The 20,905-nt window shown below is 49.3% G+C and carries 25 protein-coding genes; 13 read left to right on the forward strand and 12 right to left on the reverse strand.

What is annotated here, in order from left to right:
• Positions 1 to 109 precede the first annotated feature (109 nt).
• A complete protein-coding gene (gene fabI, locus H1R82_RS13325; protein WP_181732885.1) occupies positions 110 to 886 on the reverse strand; it encodes an enoyl-ACP reductase FabI in 777 nt (258 codons plus the stop codon).
• A gap of 251 nt (positions 887 to 1,137) precedes the next feature.
• Between fabI and H1R82_RS13330 the strand changes: the two genes are divergently transcribed.
• Entirely contained in the window at positions 1,138 to 1,557 is a 420-nt protein-coding gene (locus tag H1R82_RS13330; RefSeq protein WP_181732884.1) for a hypothetical protein, read from the forward strand.
• 182 nt (positions 1,558 to 1,739) lie between these two features.
• On the opposite strand, the gene H1R82_RS13335 is transcribed toward H1R82_RS13330, so the two are convergent.
• From H1R82_RS13335 to H1R82_RS13360, 6 genes are all read right to left on the reverse strand, one after another.
• Positions 1,740 to 1,886, reverse strand: a complete 147-nt coding sequence (locus tag H1R82_RS13335; RefSeq protein WP_181732883.1) for a hypothetical protein — start codon at positions 1,884 to 1,886, stop codon at positions 1,740 to 1,742.
• Between the two features lie 30 nt (positions 1,887 to 1,916).
• Positions 1,917 to 2,318 carry a rhodanese-like domain-containing protein gene (locus H1R82_RS13340; protein ID WP_181732882.1) on the reverse strand — a complete coding sequence of 134 codons (402 nt, stop codon included), beginning with the start codon at positions 2,316 to 2,318 and terminating at the stop codon, positions 1,917 to 1,919.
• A 114-nt stretch (positions 2,319 to 2,432) separates the two neighbouring features.
• Positions 2,433 to 3,194: a glycosyltransferase family 2 protein gene (locus H1R82_RS13345; RefSeq protein WP_181732881.1), complete on the reverse strand. Its 762-nt coding sequence runs from the start codon at positions 3,192 to 3,194 to the stop codon at positions 2,433 to 2,435.
• Positions 3,191 to 4,129, reverse strand: coding sequence for a hypothetical protein (locus H1R82_RS13350; protein ID WP_181732880.1), 939 nt, complete (start codon positions 4,127 to 4,129; stop codon positions 3,191 to 3,193). The genes H1R82_RS13345 and H1R82_RS13350 overlap by 4 nt, the downstream gene beginning before the upstream one ends.
• A 64-nt stretch (positions 4,130 to 4,193) precedes the next feature.
• The gene (locus H1R82_RS13355) at positions 4,194 to 4,511 is read right to left on the reverse strand and encodes a c-type cytochrome (protein WP_181732879.1); all 318 of its coding nucleotides are present in this window, start codon (positions 4,509 to 4,511) and stop codon (positions 4,194 to 4,196) included.
• An 11-nt stretch (positions 4,512 to 4,522) separates the two neighbouring features.
• Complete coding sequence (locus H1R82_RS13360) at positions 4,523 to 5,395, reverse strand: cytochrome c oxidase assembly protein (RefSeq protein ID WP_181732878.1); 873 nt, start codon at positions 5,393 to 5,395, stop codon at positions 4,523 to 4,525.
• 317 nt (positions 5,396 to 5,712) lie between these two features.
• Here H1R82_RS13360 and H1R82_RS13365 point away from each other — a divergent pair, with 317 nt between their 5' ends.
• From H1R82_RS13365 to H1R82_RS13375, 3 genes are read left to right on the forward strand one after another with little or no spacing between them, the layout of a single operon-like run.
• Positions 5,713 to 5,964, forward strand: coding sequence for a FeoA family protein (locus tag H1R82_RS13365; protein ID WP_037996031.1), 252 nt, complete (start codon positions 5,713 to 5,715; stop codon positions 5,962 to 5,964).
• On the forward strand, positions 5,957 to 6,670 hold the full coding sequence (locus H1R82_RS13370) for a FeoB small GTPase domain-containing protein (protein ID WP_181732877.1): 714 nt from the start codon (positions 5,957 to 5,959) through the stop codon (positions 6,668 to 6,670). The genes H1R82_RS13365 and H1R82_RS13370 overlap by 8 nt, the downstream gene beginning before the upstream one ends.
• Before the next feature lie 19 nt (positions 6,671 to 6,689).
• Positions 6,690 to 8,087: a nucleoside recognition domain-containing protein gene (locus H1R82_RS13375; RefSeq protein WP_232334035.1), complete on the forward strand. Its 1,398-nt coding sequence runs from the start codon at positions 6,690 to 6,692 to the stop codon at positions 8,085 to 8,087.
• A 40-nt stretch (positions 8,088 to 8,127) separates the two neighbouring features.
• Here H1R82_RS13375 and H1R82_RS13380 read toward each other — a convergent pair whose 3' ends face one another.
• Entirely contained in the window at positions 8,128 to 8,739 is a 612-nt protein-coding gene (locus H1R82_RS13380; RefSeq protein WP_037996035.1) for a DUF47 domain-containing protein, read from the reverse strand.
• A 161-nt stretch (positions 8,740 to 8,900) separates the two neighbouring features.
• Here H1R82_RS13380 and H1R82_RS13385 point away from each other — a divergent pair, with 161 nt between their 5' ends.
• The 4 genes from H1R82_RS13385 to H1R82_RS13400 all read left to right on the forward strand — a co-directional run bounded on the left by H1R82_RS13385 (position 8,901) and on the right by H1R82_RS13400 (position 11,768).
• On the forward strand, positions 8,901 to 9,797 hold the full coding sequence (locus H1R82_RS13385; protein WP_049720151.1) for a CPBP family intramembrane glutamic endopeptidase: 897 nt from the start codon (positions 8,901 to 8,903) through the stop codon (positions 9,795 to 9,797).
• The gene (locus tag H1R82_RS13390) at positions 9,737 to 10,048 is read left to right on the forward strand and encodes a hypothetical protein (RefSeq protein WP_181732876.1); all 312 of its coding nucleotides are present in this window, start codon (positions 9,737 to 9,739) and stop codon (positions 10,046 to 10,048) included. Before H1R82_RS13385 ends, H1R82_RS13390 begins: the two co-directional genes overlap by 61 nt.
• Before the next feature lie 464 nt (positions 10,049 to 10,512).
• Positions 10,513 to 10,947, forward strand: coding sequence for a transglutaminase domain-containing protein (locus tag H1R82_RS13395; protein WP_049720152.1), 435 nt, complete (start codon positions 10,513 to 10,515; stop codon positions 10,945 to 10,947).
• Positions 10,948 to 11,276: 329 nt separating this feature from the next.
• Positions 11,277 to 11,768 (forward strand): GNAT family N-acetyltransferase, encoded by a 492-nt coding sequence (locus tag H1R82_RS13400; RefSeq protein ID WP_037996039.1) that lies wholly within the window; start codon positions 11,277 to 11,279, stop codon positions 11,766 to 11,768.
• Positions 11,769 to 11,806: 38 nt separating this feature from the next.
• Here the strand turns inward: H1R82_RS13400 and nfsA are convergent, their stop codons facing one another.
• Positions 11,807 to 12,556, reverse strand: a complete 750-nt coding sequence (gene nfsA / locus H1R82_RS13405) for an oxygen-insensitive NADPH nitroreductase (protein ID WP_181732875.1) — start codon at positions 12,554 to 12,556, stop codon at positions 11,807 to 11,809.
• 288 nt (positions 12,557 to 12,844) lie between these two features.
• Here nfsA and deoD point away from each other — a divergent pair, with 288 nt between their 5' ends.
• Positions 12,845 to 13,552: a purine-nucleoside phosphorylase gene (deoD, locus tag H1R82_RS13410; RefSeq protein WP_037996043.1), complete on the forward strand. Its 708-nt coding sequence runs from the start codon at positions 12,845 to 12,847 to the stop codon at positions 13,550 to 13,552.
• A 512-nt stretch (positions 13,553 to 14,064) separates the two neighbouring features.
• Positions 14,065 to 14,454, forward strand: a complete 390-nt coding sequence (locus H1R82_RS13415; RefSeq protein ID WP_181732874.1) for a helix-turn-helix domain-containing protein — start codon at positions 14,065 to 14,067, stop codon at positions 14,452 to 14,454.
• 46 nt (positions 14,455 to 14,500) lie between these two features.
• Here the strand turns inward: H1R82_RS13415 and gbsB are convergent, their stop codons facing one another.
• Positions 14,501 to 15,697 (reverse strand): choline dehydrogenase, encoded by a 1,197-nt coding sequence (gene gbsB / locus H1R82_RS13420; RefSeq protein ID WP_181732905.1) that lies wholly within the window; start codon positions 15,695 to 15,697, stop codon positions 14,501 to 14,503.
• Positions 15,698 to 15,721: 24 nt separating this feature from the next.
• Complete coding sequence (gene betB, locus H1R82_RS13425; RefSeq protein ID WP_181732873.1) at positions 15,722 to 17,191, reverse strand: betaine-aldehyde dehydrogenase; 1,470 nt, start codon at positions 17,189 to 17,191, stop codon at positions 15,722 to 15,724.
• A gap of 203 nt (positions 17,192 to 17,394) precedes the next feature.
• Here betB and cudC point away from each other — a divergent pair, with 203 nt between their 5' ends.
• Both cudC and H1R82_RS13435 read left to right on the forward strand, forming a co-directional pair.
• Entirely contained in the window at positions 17,395 to 17,934 is a 540-nt protein-coding gene (gene cudC / locus H1R82_RS13430) for a choline uptake/conversion transcriptional regulator CudC (protein ID WP_181732872.1), read from the forward strand.
• A gap of 145 nt (positions 17,935 to 18,079) precedes the next feature.
• The gene (locus H1R82_RS13435; RefSeq protein ID WP_181732871.1) at positions 18,080 to 18,964 is read left to right on the forward strand and encodes an alpha/beta fold hydrolase; all 885 of its coding nucleotides are present in this window, start codon (positions 18,080 to 18,082) and stop codon (positions 18,962 to 18,964) included.
• A 47-nt stretch (positions 18,965 to 19,011) separates the two neighbouring features.
• Here H1R82_RS13435 and H1R82_RS13440 read toward each other — a convergent pair whose 3' ends face one another.
• Positions 19,012 to 19,638 carry a fumarylacetoacetate hydrolase family protein gene (locus tag H1R82_RS13440; protein WP_181732870.1) on the reverse strand — a complete coding sequence of 209 codons (627 nt, stop codon included), beginning with the start codon at positions 19,636 to 19,638 and terminating at the stop codon, positions 19,012 to 19,014.
• A 165-nt stretch (positions 19,639 to 19,803) separates the two neighbouring features.
• Between H1R82_RS13440 and H1R82_RS13445 the strand changes: the two genes are divergently transcribed.
• Entirely contained in the window at positions 19,804 to 20,892 is a 1,089-nt protein-coding gene (locus H1R82_RS13445) for a class II aldolase/adducin family protein (RefSeq protein ID WP_181732869.1), read from the forward strand.
• Positions 20,893 to 20,905 lie beyond the last annotated feature (13 nt).

Consider the following 20,905-nt stretch of genomic DNA (forward strand, 5'->3'; position numbering starts at 1 on the left):
TTCCGGTCCCTTGGTCTCCACTTTGAGTGATTTGGGTATTTTTATATTGTTTGCATCGCAAACTGGTTTTAATTGATATGAAACGATTGCTTATGAACCGTAGAGTTGTTTACACCCCGATGATATGATAACCCGCATCGACATGGAGCACTTCCCCGGTAATCCCTCTGGACAAGGGGCTTAAGAAAAATAATGTGGCGTCCCCGACTTCGCTTTGATCCACGTTTCTTCTCAGCGGCGCTTTTTCGGCAATGATTCCCATCAGGTCGTTGAAACCGGAAACGCCTTTTGCGGAAAGGGTCCGGATCGGCCCGGAGGAAACGGCATTCACCCGGATGTTATATTTCCCCAGATCCTCTGCCAAATACCTTACGCTGGCTTCCAATGCCGCTTTGGCTACGCCCATCACGTTATAGTTTTTCACGACCCGCTCGGCCCCGAGATAGGACTGCGTCACAATGCTCCCACCGTCACGCATGAGTTTTTTTGCTTCCCGGGCCACTGCAACCAGTGAATATGCGCTCATCTCTTGCGCCATCAGGTACCCGTCACGGGAAGTTTCCACATACTCCCCGCACAACTCATCCTTGTCGGCAAATGCAATCGAGTGAACCAAGCCGTGGATTGTCCCGACTTTTTGTTTGATCTCGGAAAAGGCGTTTTCAATACTGGCATCGTCGGAAACATCACACGGAACAATGAGCAAAGGATCGATTCCAGCCTCTGACAACAGAGAAGTCAGCTTTTGATAAGAACGTTCTTTCCGGTATGTAAAGATCAAATTGGCCCCCGCGGCTTGCAGGGATTTGGTCACCCCCCACGCCAAACTCCTTTGGTTCGCCACCCCCATGATGACAACATTCTTGCCGGTCATTAAATGATTCATGATCATATCCTCCTTAGAAAATCTTTACATCTTTGTATAGTATAATCGATTTCGCTTCCGGTTCAATGACATGGTCCGGAAAATCCGACCGCGTTGAAGTAAACAGACGCTCTTTTAATACCGCGGCTGATACAACCTTTCCTGACGTTTTTTCAGAAATTTGAAAATTATTCTATACAATCCATTCGATAAAGATTATAATTATAAGTTTGTTTTGAATTTCCAGCATGATTCAACGGGAGGCGTTTGGATTGAAACGACTGTTTGCGATTGCCATGGTGGCGGTGATGGGCTTTTTGGGAGTGCCGGCAGTATCGCATGCGGCAGACGTTGGAACGCAAGCTTGTGAAATCTACAATGCCTGGCTTACGGACGCTGATTGCACCACAAACCGGTCAACCGTCCGCACTATCAGTAATGCGGAATTAAGAGTGGGCTACTACAACGGACAACAATATGGTTGGGGAAGGCTCACGACTTCCAGCTCCGGCTATACCCTTTTCTTTGATGTCAGCTTTGATGGCGGACAAACCATTGGCACGTATGATTATATCACCTCCGGAACATCCACCATTTCCACTTGGGCATATCCGGCATCCAGCGATCCGAACCGCCGCTTCCGCGTTTGTATCTCCGGTGGTGGTACGTATCAATGCAGCTCCTGGTGGTAAACGATTCTTTAGAAAATCAACCTCTGGTTTTCACAACCAGAGGTTTTTTAATTTCAAACCCATCATTTTAAAATCGCTCAAAGCGGCCGGTCATGTTTCTATTAAAATATTCGGTTTCAACCGGTGGTTTGTAATACAAACAAGTTTTAAATAACTGAAATGCATTCCTTCGCACATCCACATCAAATCATCATGCCGATATCAAAAAGTCGGGCCTGCCGGAACCAAAAAGTACCCGGAAAGCCAGCCGCACTTCCTTCCTCAGCCGGGAACTGTGCTTTAATGGCAAGGAGCATTGGTAAATGGACGGGGTGCAATGACTTTTTCAATCGGATCTCTCTTTTGTCATGTGAGCCTCTTCATTCCTCTGTTTTTTCCTCCACTTTTTGCACCGGGCCATTCCAATTCATGAGCCCGCCCCGCAGCAGGTACACATTCCGGCACCCGAGCTTCCGTAATTCACGCACGGCAATCGCACTGCGGGAACCGCTGCGGCAGTAGATATACACTCCCCCGCCGTTTTCTTGTTGATCTGCCTCTTTTTTGAGACGTTCCAGCTGGCGCAACGGAACATGGACTGCTCCGGGGATGTGTCCGGACTCATATTCCCGTTTTTCGCGGACATCAATGATTAATATGTTTTGGTTATTTTCCATGACCTTCTTCAAATCATCCGGACTGATGGACGGAACCTTCGGACTCAGGAAAAGATAAAGAATTCCGCCCAATAACACGATCACGACCATGAAAACACCAAGCATCCCCCGATCCCCCTTTCCCGACACTGCCTGTCCAGCAGCCATTTTCCGGCTGATTGCCAGCCCTGTATTTATATAACCCGATAAAAAAAATACAAACCAGCCAAGGTTTGTATTTTACGGATGAAGTGTTGATTGGCCTCCATTGTGATCTTGTAAATAAAACCACTTGTACTCAAAATATTTCTGGTTTTGTTTGCGGATTTTGATTTGATCCCGCACTTCTTCTTTGCTCAACGGTTTTTTGGCCAGTTGGTGAACATACGTATCGGCAGCGATGATCAAAGAATACCCTGCCATTCGCACTCGCCGGCAATAATCCATCTCCGCATGGATGCCGTCTCCAAACCGTTCATCCAGCCATCCGATTTCATCCACCAGCCTTCGCGGAAACAACACACAAAATCCCGACAACACTTCGGTCTCTTTCCACCTTGCGGGATTGCTGTGGTTAAATTGGTTGGAAAACCGGTGAATTTTGGAGATGGTTTTAAAGGGAATGCTTAATTTTTGCTTGGCATTTCCGCGGTTGGTGACCGGTCCGGCCATCCCCGCCCGATCCCGTGCTTTGAAAACAGCAAGCAACTGTGCCAACCAGCGGTGTGAAGGAACGGCATAAGGGCTCAGCCAGAGAATATACTCTCCCCTCGCCCTCTTCATTCCCAAGTTGAGTGAAGCGGCCCGCCCCAAACCGGGTGGATGCCGAATGACCGTTAACCGGGAGCGTTGCAGGAATGTTTCCGGGATCTTCCCCGGGGCATGATCCACGATGATCACTTCATATTCTCCGTGCGTATACGCCAAAATCCCTTCCAGACAAACCCGCATGCATTTCCAATCGTTTTGGTGGGGAATGATCAAGCTGACTTCAGGTTTCATCCTTTCTTCAGCACCTTTTCAACCATGAGAGGTCCGTTTTGCTGAAAGCGGATCAGCAAATCCCGGTGATGCAACAGCCTCAACAAATACCTGCGCAACTCCGGAAACATTCCTTTTTGGCTCAATAAGAAGCCGGTCAATGCATGATTCACCCACTCCCCGTGATCCCCCCGGTCATCCGTGATCACCGCCTTTTGATTCACCAAACACCGGACATGAAGCGGGGCCATCGACTGGGACACCGGGCTCAATGTCACCACGATATCCCCCGCCAGCCAAAGATGTTTCCGGTCTGCTTCTTCCGGAGGAACCACCCGGATCCGTTGATCAAGGTCCTCCCTTTGCTGCCCGGCCCAAATCACTTCAAGATCATCCGACTGCTTGAGCACTTTCAAAACCATCAGTGCCAATCCTTTGCGATAACGCGGGGCCACCAACCGGTCATCGATCCACAAGCAAACTTTGTTTTTCCGCCTCAAGTCTTTTGGGGCCTCTTCCCCGGCCCCGGAGCCTTTTAACGGTTCAACCGGCAGCGGATGAACCAGCTCCACGTCCACTTCCCGTTGCCGGAAAAAATAATAAAAACAAAGCGACGGAACCCGGACGCGGAAAGAACGGAGAAATGTTCCCTCTTCCGCTTGGGGCAAATGATCATAATACAAAACGATGTTTTTCGGATTCCGGCCTTCCTCCAGCAACTGCTTTAACACCGCCGCCGGGGGATTCACCAATTCCACCTTCGTCTGCTCCGGCTCCCGGCTGATCAAGGACCTTGCTTCCTGACTGTCGGCCACCGGAATGCCTTGTCTGGCCGGAAATTGCGCCATGTATGCGGAAGGAATCGAAGAGGGAAACCGGATCAACAAGGAATTCTTTTTTTCTTCCATCGCGATCGACCTTTTCTCTTTCATGGAATTCCGTACCATTATATTCATCGGTTTCCCGTCTGCGCATAAAAAAACATCAACCCCTGACAGGTTGATGAAAGACAAGTTGTCCCTATTGCTCCGACAGCCACTTGGCCAGCTGTTTTTGGTCTTCTTCATTGATAAAGCCTTGCGAAGGCATGTTTCCTTTTCCCTTTTGAATAATGGTCAAGATTTCGGCTTCGGAATATTTTTTTCCCGCTTCTTTGAGTGCCGGGCCGTACCCTCCTTGCAATTGTTCACCGTGACAATTCGCGCAGTGCTGCATATACACTTTCTCCGGCCCTTCCGTCACTTGTCCGCTTTGATTGGGTTCATTCCCGTTTGATCCGCAGGCGGCCAGCAAGACGGCGCTTCCCGCGATCAAACCCGCAATCCACATCTTCTTCATGTTTCACACCTTCACACCTGATTTTTGGAAAGTCTGAGTTGCCGCTCCTTTTCAATTTGCATCAAATCCTCCTGGTCTTTTTTCCGCTCGCTTTTAAACCAGCGGGCCAAAACGGCACCGATGGCCGCCATAAAGGAAATCTCCTGGATGATTTTCATGATGACCCCGCCCAATTGCTGGTCGATCAGCGGAGCAAACAGCGGCACCATTTGGGAGGTCTCTTGGAATCTTTCAAATAAAACCGTATCCGTGAAAATGATCAGTGCACAAGCCGGAGTGATCAAGACCGTCCCCCCGAGAATCAACGCAATTTTTATTAAATGCCTGTCTCTTAATGTATCCATTTCCGGCACCGGCGATACAATCGACCACCACATGAAAAGGGACGCAACCATCAGGAGCGTGTGCGAGATCACGTGTAACGCCTCGCTGTTCATGATCGCATCAAAAACGGCTGGCACATGGTACAACGACAACAAACCGTTAAAAAGGAACACCGTCAACAACGGACGGGACAAAAACGAAAACACCGCTTTCAACAGCTTGATGCGGAAAACGGCACGATATAAATAAACCGGAATCCCGATCAGCAAAAGAGGCGAAACCACAAAAAACATCAAAGCCATTTGCAGCATATGCATGGTGAACAACTCATGCGTCAAAAGGGCCAGCGGGCTTCCCACGGCAAAATAATAAACAATCAAGCCGGTCAAAAACACCGCTTTCTTGGATCCTTTCACCGCAGTCGCATCTTTGAACCGATGCCGCAAGGGACCGGTGATCAACAAATAAACCACCGCAATCAGGATGAAAAGCAGATTCAATTGATAGTTCCAATTGCTGGGATACGAAAAGATTTGGAATAAAATTTGCGACGCAGACACCAAATCCCTCCATTCTGTACAAGAGCCTGTTTCCGTATTTTATCTTACCATGAAATCCCTTATGGATAATCTTCACAAAAGTGAAAGGGATGTGACACACATTGTCATCATACCACATAAAATGGTATCACTCGAATCCGACCAAACGCAAAACCCCTGACAAACGGCGTGGAAGACGATACATATCCTTTGAAACCATATTGAATTTATATATGTGATTATATATACTTTATATAGTATAATTGATTTTCTTTAAATTAAATTTTGCCCTAAGCCAACAAATTTGTCTCAATAGAAAAAAGAGCGGGTGTGAAAAAATGAATCATCATACTCTTTTTGATACAAAGCCGGGGGATCGTTTCCGCATTCGGGAAATCCGTGTGGAAGGCGTCCTCCGGCGCAGACTTCTGGATCTCGGCTTCATTCCGGGGGCGTTGGTCGAAGTGCTGTATCAAAGCCCTTTGGGCGATCCGGTCGCCTATCGGGTGAGCCAATCCACCATCGCACTCCGAAAAGAAGAGAGCCAAAAAATATGGGGTGAAAAATTGGGGGATGAAACCAATGAGTGAATACCGGATTGCACTGGCCGGAAATCCAAACACAGGAAAAAGCACTCTTTTTAATGCCCTGACCGGACTCAACCAACATACCGGAAATTGGCCGGGAAAAACCGTGTCACTTGCTGAAGGAACCTTTCACTATAAAGGCAACGATTATCGCTTGATCGATTTGCCCGGAACATATTCCCTGTTCTCAAACTCCGCCGATGAAGAAGTGGCCCGCGATTATATCATTTTCGAACAACCGGATGTGACCATAGTCGTCGTGGACGCCACTTCATTGGAGCGGAACATGAACTTGGCATTGCAAGTTTTAGAGATGACCGAACGGGTCATTTTGTGCATCAACCTGATCGACGAGGCTTCCAAGCACGGCATCGTGATCGATGATCAAAAAATCGCGTCCAAACTGGGCATTCCGGTGGTCAAAATGTCCGCCCGCAACGGTGAAGGCATCACCCGGTTGCTTGACACCTTGCACAAGATGGTAAGCGGACAAATCATCACCCGGCCTTACCGGATTGAGTACAGCGAGAAAATTGAAAACCATATCCAACGCATCGAACCGAAAATCAAAGAAATATTCGGCGACTCCCTCCCCGCCCGCTGGCTCGCTTTGCGCTTGTTGGAGGGCGATGAGTCTTTGCTTCGGGTGTTAAAGCAAAAATTTGCCCGAAAGCAGCCACCTGCCCGCGTCACCCGTGCTCACGGCTAAACAGAAGGAGGAAAGGATCATGGCAAATTCATCCGCATTTCCTCTGGGCGAATTGGATCATTTGATGGAACAAAGCAAATCCTTACGAAGCGAAAATATCCGCGACGAGATTGTCAGCCGGATTTATCAAAACTCACATCAACTGTGCGAGGAAAGCGTTCGCTACACCCGGTCACACCGGATCCCCCCCTCCCACGCCAGGCTGGACCGGATTTTGACTTCCCGGACCTGGGGATTTCCGATCATGCTGGCCATCCTGGGCTTGATTATTTATATGACCATCTGGGGAGCCAATCTTCCCTCCCAGGCCCTGGCCCGTCTGTTCGGCGCCGGGGAACCGGTTCTTTCCCTAGTCCTTCAGGCTTTGGGTTCCCCCGTTTGGCTTCATGATCTTTTGGTGTTCGGGCTTTATCGGGGAACCACTTGGGTGGTGAGCGTCATGTTGCCGCCGATGGCCATTTTCTTTCCTGTGTTTGCACTGTTGGAGAACTTCGGATTTCTGCCCAGAGTAGCTTTCAATATGGACCGGGTCTTCCAAAAATCCGGCGGCCACGGCAAGCAAGCCCTCACCATGGCCATGGGGTTTGGATGCAATGCAGCGGCCATCGTTTCCACCCGGATCATTGAATCCCCGAGGGAACGTTTGCTGGCCATTTTGACCAACAATTTTGTTCCCTGCAATGGCCGGTGGCCCCTTCTGATCCTTTTGGCATCACTGTTCATGGCGGCCGGTTTCAGCTCCGGCATCGGCACCATGGTCACCGCCGCCGTGGTGATGGGACTGGTATTGTTCGGCATCGTCGTCACGCTATTTGTGTCATGGGCCTTGTCCAAAACCGCACTTCGCGGGGTTCCCACACATTACACGTTGGAACTCCCGCCGTTCAGGCGGCCGAAATTTTGGAACACCATTTACCGGGCCACCATGGATAAATCCTTGTTTGTGTTAAAACGTGCCGTCATCATCGCCGCACCGGCCAGCTTGATCACCTGGATCCTGGCCAATATCGATATGGGTTCGGCCAGCATTCTGGAACATGCCGCCCGCTTTTTGGACCCGTTTGCACATGCGCTGGGACTGGATGGTTTCATTTTGCTCGCCTTTATCCTCGGATTGCCGGCAAATGAAGTGGTTCTTCCCATCCTGCTCATGGGTTATTTGGCAACCGGCTCCATGGTGGAAGTTGATCAGTTGGCCGATCTGAAACAAATCCTGCTCGACCACGGATGGACATGGTTGACGGCACTCAATATGATGCTTTTTTCCCTGCTTCATTATCCGTGCGGGACCACTTTGTTCACCATTTATAAAGAAACCAAAAGCGTCAAATGGTCTCTCCTGGCCGCACTCATTCCCACCGCCATCGCGGTTGCCGTCACCTTCACCATCACCCAAATCGTCCGCCTGTTTATATAAAAAACACCGGCCGTAAAGCCGGTGTTTTTTTATCCGTTCCTTATGCGTATTTAATGATCATGCTTTCAAAAACATCCGCAATGTCTTCGGCGTCATCGGTTGTTTTTTCCAGCCGCTCATAGATATCCTTCATTTTGATCAGCAAGACCACATCTTTCGGATCAAAAAACAATTCGCTCAGACTGTCCCGCAACAATTGATCCGCTTCACTTTCCAAGGAATTGACTTCAATGGTCGCCTTATGAAGCGCTTCGAACCGGCGGTCGTTTAATGAGGTGAATGCTTCCTGCAAAATTTTGGCCGTTTGCACCAAAATATCCGCAAACCGGATCAGCTGCGGTGTCGTCTTCTCGATATACAACGAACGTTCGGCACAAGCCTCAATGCCATCCAAAATGTCATCCAATTTGGCCACCAATTGGAAAATATCTTCCCGGTCCATCGGCGGGAAGTATTCTTTGTTCAATTGGGAAATCAAAAGCTGGACAAATTCATCCCCTTTGGACTCGAGGCGTTTGATTCTCTCTCCATATTGCTCCCGTTGTTCAAGGTTTTCCACATTTTCGCGAAACAGCTCAGCCGCCTCCACGATCAAGGATGTAATATCCATCAACGTTTTGGAATACAAACTCGTCTTTTGTTTTTTAAACACTGATAGTCCCCCAGTTGTCAGAAAAAATCTTCTCTTCTATCCCCTACTAGTATACACTTTTTTTGACCGATTAGACAGAAAAAGGATCACCGATGGTTTTTGTTGTCGTTTTCATATATGATAGATTATATTGAAAACTTTACTTTTCGAAAGGACCGATTATGAACTTCCAAACGTTTACCCTGTTAAAACTGGCCGCAACCGGCGAAAGAAAAATTCATCCGGTTTTGGCCCCGGTCATCGCCTTTTCTTTCCTTTTTTTCGGTGGGCTCGGGATCTTCTTTCTCATTTTGTTTCCGCCCCCTGTTTCCCCGCTGATGCAAAGTGTTTGGTTTCATTTGGAACTGATCGTTTCCTTCAGCGGAACCGCACTGTTCACTTTCGCCTGGGTCCGGTTGGTGGAGAAACGGCCGGTCTCCAGCATCGGCTTTACGAAAGAGAGGGCTTTTAAAAAGTACATAACCGGGTGGATGTGGGGTTTTTTGCTCATTTCCGCCCCTGTGTTCCTCCTTTGGATCACCGGCTCTCTGACCTTTGAGATCACGAAAATCCATCTCCCCGCGCTTCTCATTTTACTGCTTTCCATGATCACCTTCATCATCCAGGGCGCAACGGAAGAAATCGTGGTCCGCGGTTGGTTGTTCCCTGTCATGGCCATGCGCGCACCATTCTGGATTGCGGTGGGCACCTCCTTTCTGTTCTTTGCCGCCATGCATTTGTTAAATGACGGGATCAACGTGATTTCTTTCTTGAACATCAGTCTGTTCGGCTTGTTCGCCGTCGGTCACGTTTTAAACGAAGGAAGCCTGTGGGGAATTTGCGCCATTCACTCTGTTTGGAACTGGGCACAAGGCTCGGTTTTCGGATTGGCTGTGAGCGGACAAAGCCTGTCCTTCCCGCTTCTTCACGCGACGACACACGGCCCCGAATGGTTCCACGGCGGCCCTTTCGGGATCGAAGGAAGCATTCTCACCTCAGTGATCCTGGGAGCTGCTTCATGGGTGGTGTGGCGGAAAGTTTTTATCCGGCTGAGACAGCAGAACATATCAAACCTTTGATTTTAAAGAAGCTGTCCGTTCGTCTGGCAGCTTCTTTAAACATCAATCGCCCTCCGCATGAAACTTTGCCGGACACAACCGGTGGTTTGCTGCAAATCTTGATTTTTGATACACTTAAAGTGCTTGATATAACTGGTGTTTACGCAAGGGGTTTGATTGTATCCATTGTGGAATTGAAACCCACGTCCCCTTTTAGGAACGGGAACGAACGAATCTGTTTAATTGCATCCATTGTGGAACCTCTTAACTAAAAAAGAGCCGCAAACGGCTCCTTTTTTAATGTCCATTTGCTTTACTCATTGTTGCACCTTAAGAGAAACTGACCCATCTCAGAGACTAAAGATCGGACGGTATGTTAAATTCAAAACCACGTTCAGGATTCTTTGCTACGGTTGCCAAAAATTCCCCGGTGCTTTCCAGACTGGCGGTCAAATCTCTTCCCCCTCTCATCTCCCTGATCAATTCATGACAATGCCCCTGCACAGAAAATCAACAAACGGAAAACGGACAATCCTCGCATTTCCGGATCAAGCGATGATTTAGATCACTTCGTTCCAATTTATCCCTATCAGGTTAACGAGAATATTTTTATTCAAGGAACTTTTTAGAATGAATATCGAAAAAGTATGATTAAATCAAATGGATCTTATTTGTGAGGGTGAGGAAATGAATAGCTAAACAACGTTTGGATTTTTGTCTGCAACCGGCAGGAGAAATGTCCCAAGCGTTTCAGTCTTTGGGTGTTCAAACGTTCCAAAAAGCCGCCTGTTATTTGCAGGCGTTGCCTTACGGGCGAAATGCCAACCGGGCAGATGCGCGATCGGTCTTGCGCGAGGGGAAAGGGACCTGTAGTATGAAGCACGCGCTGTTGGCCATCTTGGCGGAGGAAAACAACATGCCCGTCCGGTTGATGATCGGCATTTATTTGATGAATGAGGACAACACCCCCGGTGTCGGCAAGGTGTTGGAACGTTACGGCCTTAAGGAGCTCCCGGAAGCAAATTGTTATTTGCGGTTTGAGGGACAGTATTTGGATTTCACGCGTCTGACCGGTCAAACAAATGGGACCCCCCTATCATTTTTGGTTGAAAAAGAGATTACACCCGAAGGAATCGGGGAGGAAAAAACCGGTTTCATCAAGATTATTTGAAACACTGGGTGACATCCCCGAGTGTACCCATTAAGGACTGGAGAAAAGTGTGGGAAATACGGGAAGCATGCATTGCTGCATTGACACAATCGGAATAAACCTCCACCTGATAATCAGCCTTAACCCACCTGAAAAATTTCAAACCGTTATTAACTCAATTCCGGCTGGTTTTCCTGCAACAGCTCCCCTGCCGGCCACAAAGGATCATCGTCCAACCAGTCACCAACTCAAAATGGAAATAGGTTTCACCACAGACTCGAATTAACTGGGTAAGACGATCATATGATGGTTGGGAGACAAGGATCTGTGCTTAAGAGGGGGGGAGGCGCTTGCAGATACGCGAAATTTGCCCGGAGGATCATGAGGCTTACCTTCGGCTGTTGAACCAATTGAATGAGGAAAGTCCGTACCTTTTGTTTCCTTGCGGCGATGCGGACCCGGGCAAGATCAGCGACGGCAACCGGCACGTTTTCGTAGCGGAAACGGACGGAAAGTTGACGGGCCATGTTGCCATCCGGCGTGGAGATGATCCGCACAACCGGCATACCGCGCGTCCGGAGACAGGGGTTTTGAAAAAGTACCAAAACCAACGGGTGGGCACCCGGTTGCTGGAAAAAGCCATTCAGTGGGCCCGGGAACAAGATATTAAGCGGTTGGAAATCTCCATCCTGCGTCCCAATCTGAAAGCCGTCTACTTTTATAAAAAAATGGGGTTCCAAATCGAGGGGATGCGAAAAAAATCCTTGTTTATCCAGGACCGGTATGCGGATGAATATTACATGGCCCGGTTGTTGTTCAGCGATGAAACCAAAATGACTTGAGCACCCTCCATGCACTCAAGCCATTTTGGTCTTCACCGTTATTGTTTGTTAAAGCCTTTTTTCTCCACAAATTCTTTCATGTACATTCTTCGCGGGTGGGAGAGCATTTGCGCCATTTGTCCCGTCCAAGTGTCCTCCCGTTTTCCTCCGGTGCGCTCGATATAGTAGGATTGGACCGTTTCGTTGTATTCTTTCAGTTGTTCTTTCAAGCGCTGTTCATCCTGCTCATATTCTTCTTCATGATAAACGTGTTCCAAGGGCAAACGGGGTTTTTTCGATGATTCGTGCAAAGGATAACCAATCGTCATGCCAAAAAGCGGCAAAACCCGCCGGGGGGTGTTGAGCAGCTTCGTCACCTCTTCCAGGTTGTTGCGAAGCCCTCCGATGTAACAAATGCCCAAGCCCATCGACTCCGCGGCGATGGCTGCGTTTTGGGCCGCCAGTGCCGCATCGACCACGGCCACCATGAATTTTTCGGTGCTTTCCAGACTGATGGTCAAATCGGCCTCTTCCATCTCCGCGATTAAATCATGCCGGTGCAAATCCGCGCAGAAAATCAGCAAATGGCCGTTTTTCTCCACATAAGGTTGGTTTCCCGCCAACTCCGCCAGCTTTTTCTTTTTGGCCGGATCTTTAACGCCAATGATCGTGTATGCTTGGATATAACTGGACGTCGAAGCAGATTGGGCCGCTTCCACAATGGTCCGGATTTGTTCTTCCGTCAAAGGACGGTCTTCATATCGACGAATGGAGCGATGGTTCATTATCGTTTTGATCACTTCGTTCATCTGTACCCCTCCAAAAACTGCATCGCTAAAAAAAGGTTCATTCCCATATTATCATTTTATATCAACCGGCCGGATGCCATCCTTTGATTGAAAAAAGATTTCGTCTGGGGCACGGATCGCTTTTGTGGTTTTATTTTGTTTGCAAAGCAAACTTGTTTATATATTAAATCTGTATGCAATTCACAAGTCCTTTTTCTTTCAAATGCCTCTTTCTCCTGTTATAGTTATATTTAGATCGAGAATAAAGGAGGTGAACACCGGTCCGGAATTGACGGAAACGGTGTCAACATGAGTGTTCACATTGGAGCCAAACAAGGAGAGATTGCCGAAAAAATCCTTTTGCCCGGCGATCCCCTTCGTGCCAAATATATTGCGGAAACGTTCTTGGAAGATGTCACCTGTTACAACGAGGTTCGCGGCATGCTCGGCTTTACCGGTACATACAAAGGAACCCGCGTCTCGGTACAAGGAACCGGCATGGGGGTGCCTTCCATTTCCATTTATGTCAATGAGCTGATCCGGGAATACGGCGTCAAGCAATTGATCCGCGTCGGAACCTGCGGCGGAATACAAAAAGACATCCGGGTCCGTGATGTGATTATCGCCATGACATCCTGCACGGATTCCAACATGAACCGGCAAACTTTCCCTGGTTTTGATTTCGCCCCGTGCGCCGATTTTGAATTGCTCAAAAAAGCGTATGACACCGGGGTGGAAAGAGGGTTATCCGTTCGCGTCGGAAATATTTTGACGTCCGATGTCTTCTACCGGGACAACATGGATATGGTGAAAAAACTGGGAGAACACGGCGTTCTGGCCGTCGAGATGGAAACCACCGCCCTTTACACCCTGGCTGCCAAACACCAGGCGCAAGCCCTCTCGATTTTAACGGTCAGCGACCACATCTTCACCGGAGAGGAAACCACCGCCGAAGAACGGCAAACCACTTTTAACGACATGATCATCATGGCGTTGGAAACCGTGAGCAAAGAATAATATTTTCTGAAAAAACCGGACGCATTTGTCCGGTTTTTTCGTGGAAATCATTGACAAACACATGAGACGGACTCCAAGGGGTCATACAGCGCTCATCCCCCTTTTTCGACTCATTGGATGGATGTGAAAATAAACCACCCTTAAAACCAAAATAAGAAGGCCGTTTTTTCAGGCGATGTTTTGTTGTACCGAGTTTACAAAAGACCCCCTCCCATGCCCTGCGTAAATGAAAAAACGCCAAAACCATAGATAAATCAAGGGTTTTCGCGTTTTTTGCTTCTGATTTATACCGTTACAAAACCAAACTTTTGTAACCTTGGGTGTCCGGCAAGGGATTTATCGCCCTTTAAGCCCCTTTTTTTCATTCTGCACTTCAGGATCATGCCCTTTCCCTCTCCCGCTCCCCGATCCCTTCTTCACGGTTTCAGCGGGCATCAGTTTTTATCTTCAAGCCCGGTTTCCCTTATAATGAAAGTGGAATATTCCCTGTTCAGAAAGGAACGGATTCAACCATGCGCAGCGAATTGGGGATTTTACTGGAAAAACTCCGCGGCAAAAGAACATTGCGTGATGTTTCGAAAAAAACCGGACTTTCCCACACCTACATCCGGGATCTGGAACTTGGCATCCGCCGCGCCACAGGCAAACCGATCAAACCTTCGGCCCATGTCTTGAAAAAATTGGCCGATGCATACCAATACCCCTTTGAAGATTTGATGCGGGCCGGCGGGTATGAAGACTTGTTGCAGAAAAACACAAACGGGGACAGCAACCCATGCGACATCTGGCAAATCTTGTCCTCCGAAAACGAAACTGCTCTCTGGAAAGGGCGGGTTTTGGACGAAAATCAAAAAAAGGAGATCATTTCCGTTGTGGAATATGTCCTCTCCAGATCGGTTTAAAAACAACAAACACCCCTGGCAACAAATCACCAGGGGTGTGTTTGATTTATAAAATGGAGGTTTCCAACCCGAATGCGCGACGGTAAATCCAGCGGTAAGCATCCAGATCCAAATCACGCGGGTTGCCGAAGGTTTGCGGGTCTTCCAGTGCCGCTTCGGCATATCGGTCGATTTGTCCGGGATCTGCCCCTTGTTCTTGAAGAGACGGGATGTTTAAATCACGGACAAGCCGCTCCACTTCTTTCACCGCGGCCTTTGCCGCCTCCCCGGTGCTCATGCCCCGGGTATCAACGCCCATCGCTTGGGCGATCCGGGCAAATTTCTGCGGAGCTCCCATCCAGTTATATTCCATTACGCCCGGAAGGATGGCCGAAACACATTGTCCATGCATGACCGGCACCATTCCCCCCAATGTTTGGGCCATCGCATGAGCCGCTCCCGCTGAATCACTCCCGTACGAAAGGCCTGCCAACATCGCCGCTTGCGCCATATGATAACGCGCCTCGATGTCGTGCCCGTTGGCATATGCCCGGCGAATGTATTTGGCCACATACTCAATGGCCATCAATGCCACTGCATCAGTCAACGGTTGCGATTGATTCATGGTGTAACACTCGATCGCATGGGACAATGCATCAATCCCGGTGGCCGCCGTAATCGTTTTGGGCATCGTCAGGTGCAGTTCCGGATCAATCACCGCAAGGTGCGCGGGGATCAAAGGTCCTCCCACATTAAATTTAATTTGCCGTTCGGGGTCTTTGATCACGGCCCATTGCGTGACCTCACTTCCGGTGCCGGCCGTGGTCGGGATGGTCACCAGCGGCGGGATCCGTTTTTCCAGCGGCTTGCCCCGTTCGGAAGCTTCAAACCGGATCACCGGTTCTCCGTGAACGGCTTCCACTCCGATCGCCTTGGCAGTATCCATGGAACTTCCGCCGCCCACCGCAACCAATCCGTCACACTTTTGCTCCTGAAACGTTTTCGCTCCCAATGCGATTAAACAGGTGTCCGGTTCCCCCGCGATTTCATGAAACACATGAACATCAATGCCGGCTTGTTTGAACTGTTCGGCAACCGGTTGGATCAGTCCGCTCCGGTAAAGCCCTTGGTCAGTGACAATCATCGCTTTCCGGATGCCCAACGCCTTCGCTTCCTCTCCCACATGCTTTAAGACGCCGATGCCCGAAATCACTTTGGTGGGCATGACAAACTCTTTCTTCTCCAACATTTGTTCTGTTCGCATCATGGTGCTTCCCTCCTGTCTTTTTTATCCGAACCAACGCATGGGGGCAGGTTGCAAATTTTTGTAAATATGCTTTTGTTCCGTATATTCTTCCAATCCCGTTTTCCCCAGTTCTCTTCCGATTCCCGACTGTTTATATCCGCCCCAGGGCGCTTGCGGGAAATACGGATGAAAATCATTGATCCAAACCGTTCCCATCCTTAACGCCCGGCTCACTCTTTCCGCCCGGTTCATATCGCCGGTCCACACCGCCCCGGCCAACCCGTAACGGGTGTCATTGGCCAAAGCCACCGCCTCTTCTTCTGTACGGAAAGTTTCCACCGTCAAAACCGGGCCGAAAACTTCGTCCTGTACAATACGCATGGAACTTGTGCAATGGTCAAACACCGTCGGTTCCACAAAAAAGCCGCCGGCCAGTTCCTTTGATACCGGCCGTTTTCCGCCTGTTAACAAAACGGCTCCTTCCTTTTGCCCGATCCCGATATATTTCTCCACTTTGGCCCGGTGTTCGGCTGAAATGAGCGGTCCCATTTGTGTATTTGGATCCAACCCGTTGCCCAACCGGATTTGCTTGGCTCTTTTCACCAGTTCCCCGACAAAGGCATCATGCCACGTTTCTTCGATCAGCAGCCGGGCCCCGGCCGAGCACACCTGTCCGGCATGGAAAAAGACCGCGTTCAGCGCATAATCCACCGCCGCCTCAAAGTCGCTGTCGGCAAAAACGATGTTCGGGTTTTTTCCTCCCAATTCCAAAGTGATTTTCTTCATATTGCTTGCGGCAGCTTGCATGATGGCTCTGCCGGTTTCGATTCCGCCGGTAAACGAAATCAGGTCCACGTCCGGCGATTCGGACAGTTCGGCCCCCACGGTTTCCCCCGGGCCGGTCACGATGTTTACCACACCTTCAGGAATGCCCGCCTTTTCGATCAATTCCGCCAACTTCAACGTGGTCAGCGGCGTCAGTTCACTCGGTTTCAACACCATCGTGCAACCGGCAGCCAAAGCCGGAGCCAGCTTCCAAGCCGCCTGCAGCAACGGATAATTCCAAGGGGTGATCATTCCGCAAACACCGACCGGTTCACGAACCACTTTGCTTTCGGCATGCTTGGCCGGAGGAAACAGCATTTCTCCCCCGTCCTTATCCGCCAGCCCCGCGTAATACCGGAACACGTTGGCGATATCGTCCATATCTGCCTCACTTTCCGTCAGTGTCTTTCCGGTATTCAACGTTTCCAACCGGGCCAGTTCCTGTTTGTTCCTTTGTATCTCCTCCGCCAGCCGGAACAACTTCTCTCCCCGTTCAGCAGCCGGCGTGTCCGGCCAGCTTCCTTTATCAAACGCCTGACGGGCGGCTTGGATGGCTCTTTTCGCATCTTCGCGCCCGCCTTCCGGCACTTCTCCGATCACTTCCTGGTTAAACGGATTGAAAATGGACCGCACTTCCCCCGTGACAGCTTCAATCCACTTTCCGCCGATGAACATGCGCTTGAACATTTCCCCTCCCCCTTTAACCATCAATTTCCTTTTGTGCAGTTTTTTCTGTACAAACTGTATATAAATTACGTTAACATGAATTTTTTTCTTCCGCAACCTCCCCTTCGGTTTGACAAAATCCTCCCTTATGTTTAAGATGTGGGCACCTGCTTCGGATGATTGGATTAAACAAAAGGACACGCAAGCGATTGGAGGAATGTGCGATGGATCAATTGGAAGAAGCAAGACGCGATTACATCGAATCATTGGCTGAAACGATGCGGATGTACGGACTCAGTCCCTCCATGGGCCGGCTGTTCGGCATCATGTTTTTCCATCAGGAACCGATGACACTGGATGAAATGCGCCAGCGCACCGGCATGAGCAAAACAAGCATGAGTACGGGGGTACGGGAATTATCCCGTTTAAAACTGGTGCAAAAAAAATGGATCAAAGGCGTCCGGAAAGATTTGTACCAGGCCGAACAAGACCAGTTCCGGTCTTTTATCGAGTTTTTCGTCCACCTGTGGGAAACAGAAATTGAGCTGAATGAGAAAGCGCTTCGTGCCAGTGAAGAAAAGCTGACAAAACTGCTTCATGATTCCGGGGTCAAAAATGAAGAGAAAAAACAAGTGGAACAAGACCTTGAAAAACTGGCCAATGCCAAACGGTATTATGCCTGGCTCCGCCAGTTGGCAAACACCTTTAAAAGCGGAGAAATCTTCGACTTTGTCCCCGTTCCCGGTGAATCGCCCCGAAAATGAAATGGTTCCAATCTTCCAAGGAACCATGCCGCAAAAAATGATTGAATGATCTGATTTTTTATTCCTCTCCCCTTCCCTGATTTGTTTCAGTAAGATAAAATTTAATATAGATAAGTATTAAAAATCCAAAGAAGGGGGAGAGACGATGTCTGCCTTCCGATTTATTTTCAGAATATTCATGATTTCGGTGTTGACACTGGCTCCTTGTCTCTTCGGGGTCTCATCCGCCCATGCCCAAACGGATGAAGACATCCTGAAAGAAGCCGCTTTGTCACCTCCCGGCGCCAATCTTCCCGATTGCAAGCCGAGCGAGGAACATCCTTATCCGGTCATCCTGGTGCCGGGCACTTTTGAAAGCATGGCATTTAACTGGAGCAAACTGTCACCCCTTTTGGCGAAGAAAGGTTATTGCGTATATGCTTTAAACTACGGCATCACCCATCTCGGCTTCAGTACCGGACCGATTGAAAAATCGGCCGAAGAATTGAAAGCGTTTGTCGATCAGGTGTTGGAGCAAACCGGCGCGGAGAAAGTTTCCATTGTCGGGCACAGCCAGGGAGGCATGATGCCGCGCTACTATATCAAATACCTGGGCGGGGCGGAAAAAGTGGAAGACCTGATCGGACTGGCTCCATCCAACCACGGAACCATCGGGGTTCTCGGCATTGAACCCATTATGATTCTTCCGGGTCTTTTGGGATGCACGGCATGCGATCAGCAAAAAACCGGCTCTGACTTCCTGAATGATTTAAACGCCGGCGATGAAACCCCGGGAGATGTTTCATACACCGTGATCAGCACCAAATACGATGAAATTGTCGTTCCCTACACCTCCGCCTTTTTGGATGGACCCGAAGACCAAGTGTCCAATATTACGATTCAGGATCAAGTGCCGGCTGATCTGGCGGCTCACCTCGGTATCGCCTTTGATTCCCATGCATATGAATTCGTTTATGATGCCTTGGAGCATGACGGCCCCGCCAACTTTGCACGGGCTGAACAAAAGTGGTTACAAAAAAACGGAAACTGACTTGTTTTCACACTGAAAAACCGCCTTGCTCCAAGGCGGTTTCCTTTTTATTTCAACCGGATTCGGCATTCTCCCCATGGTTCGTTTTCCCAATACAGCCTGAAATGATCGTTGTCCTCCACTTTTCCCACACCGGCCGGCGTACCGGTAAAAATAATGTCTCCTTCGCCCAGCCCAAAGTGTTCCGCGCAGAAATCCACCAGTTGTTGCGGGGAAAATACCATGTCATCGATGCTTCCCCTTTGCACTCTTTCTTGATTTTTAAACAACGAAAACGATTTCGATGCGCATGCTGCAAGCCCCGGGAACGGTTTCAAATCCGTTAACACCGCTGCATTAGGAAACCCTTTCGCCGGAAGCCAGGGATGTCCTTTTTTCTTTAACCCACTCTGTACATCCCGCAAGGTAAAATCGATGCCGAGCCCCATGTGACTCACCACTTCATCCACGGGTGTCCCTGACGCAACCGGGCGGGAAATCCTTAAAACCCACTCCGCTTCATAATGCACTTCCCCTTTGGTTCCCGGAAGCGAAAGAACCCTTCCGTCCGCTTTGGCCAGTGAATGGGTCGGCTTTAAAAAAACCAACGGGGCCTCCGGCACTTCATTGCCCAACTCTTTCGCGTGCAACCGGTAGTTTCTGCCGATGCAATAAATATTTCGGATGGTATACATAAACAATCCTCCCCAGTAAGGAATCCTCGAAATTTAACATACCATTTTTTCCGGTCCCGCGGTTCAATTTTCTGAATCTCCTTCTGAAAGTCCCGGCGCCAAGATGTATATTTTTCCAAATCCTTCGGGAAACTAGGTCTTGTATTAAAGGAGGGGTTTAGCACAATGATTCACTTCGCATTGTTTGGAGATTATGAAAGAACACCGGATTTAAAACGCTTTGCCGAAGGCATCCAACAAGAGATGGAAGAACACGGTTTTAAACGGGTATCCACCGAGTTTCCGCAACTTCAATTGGTGCTGAATTTCGTGGATCCAAACCGTCCGAAACCTTTTCGCCGCAAAGGAAACGGAACGTTTGTCGTGTCCATCACCGAGGTTGATGAGCCCGTATCCGATACCCTGAAAACCGGTTATCCGATCTTGATCCGTTCCCTGGGAAACCTGATGATTTTCATTGATCGTTCCCGTCCCGTTTCGTCCACGCATTTCATCACGCTGGAACAGGGATGTTACGCCGTCTCCCGTCCGGAAGACGATGACCGCTATTTCCAAGAAGTTTTCGAGCGCTTGCGTCCCTTGGCCACTTCCCGTCTGGTCATCAACAATATTTTTCACCCCGATCTCCCCGAAGACCTGTGGGAGGGGGATGAAACCAGCGAAAGCATCTCCCGGGCGGGCAAAAAACTGGATGAAATGAACCTGCTTCCCGCGCCGTTTCCGATCCAGGAATTGTTGCCTCCCAGAGAATTCCGCCATATCAAGCGTTTATACGGCATCGGCGGGCTCAGTTACGGCAACCTGAGTGCCCGTCGGGATAAAAATGAATTCTGGATGAGCGCCAGCGGTGTCAACAAAGGAAACCTGAGACGGATCGGAAAGGATATTTTGCTGGTGAAAGGGTATGATGAAGACCAGTCGGCCATGGAATTGAGCGTTCCTTCCAATATCAAGCCCAACCGCGTTTCGGTGGATGCCATCGAGCATTGGATGATTTACAACGAGCACCCTGAAGTCGGAGCCATTGTGCATATCCACGCTTGGATGGAAGGAGTCCCTTCCACGGAAATCAATTATCCATGCGGAACCGTACAACTGGCCGAAGCGGTTGCCGGCCTGATCCGCGAAGCCGAAGATCCATCCCGGGCCGTGATCGGGTTGAAAAACCACGGCCTGACCATTACCGGAAGAGACCTTGACGATATTTTTGAACGGATTGAAGGCAAAATCATTCCGCAGGTTCCGATGAGTTAAAAGGAGGAAATGG

This window comes from Thermoactinomyces intermedius (assembly GCF_013912365.1).
Taxonomy (GTDB): Bacteria; Bacillota; Bacilli; order Thermoactinomycetales; family Thermoactinomycetaceae; genus Thermoactinomyces; species Thermoactinomyces intermedius.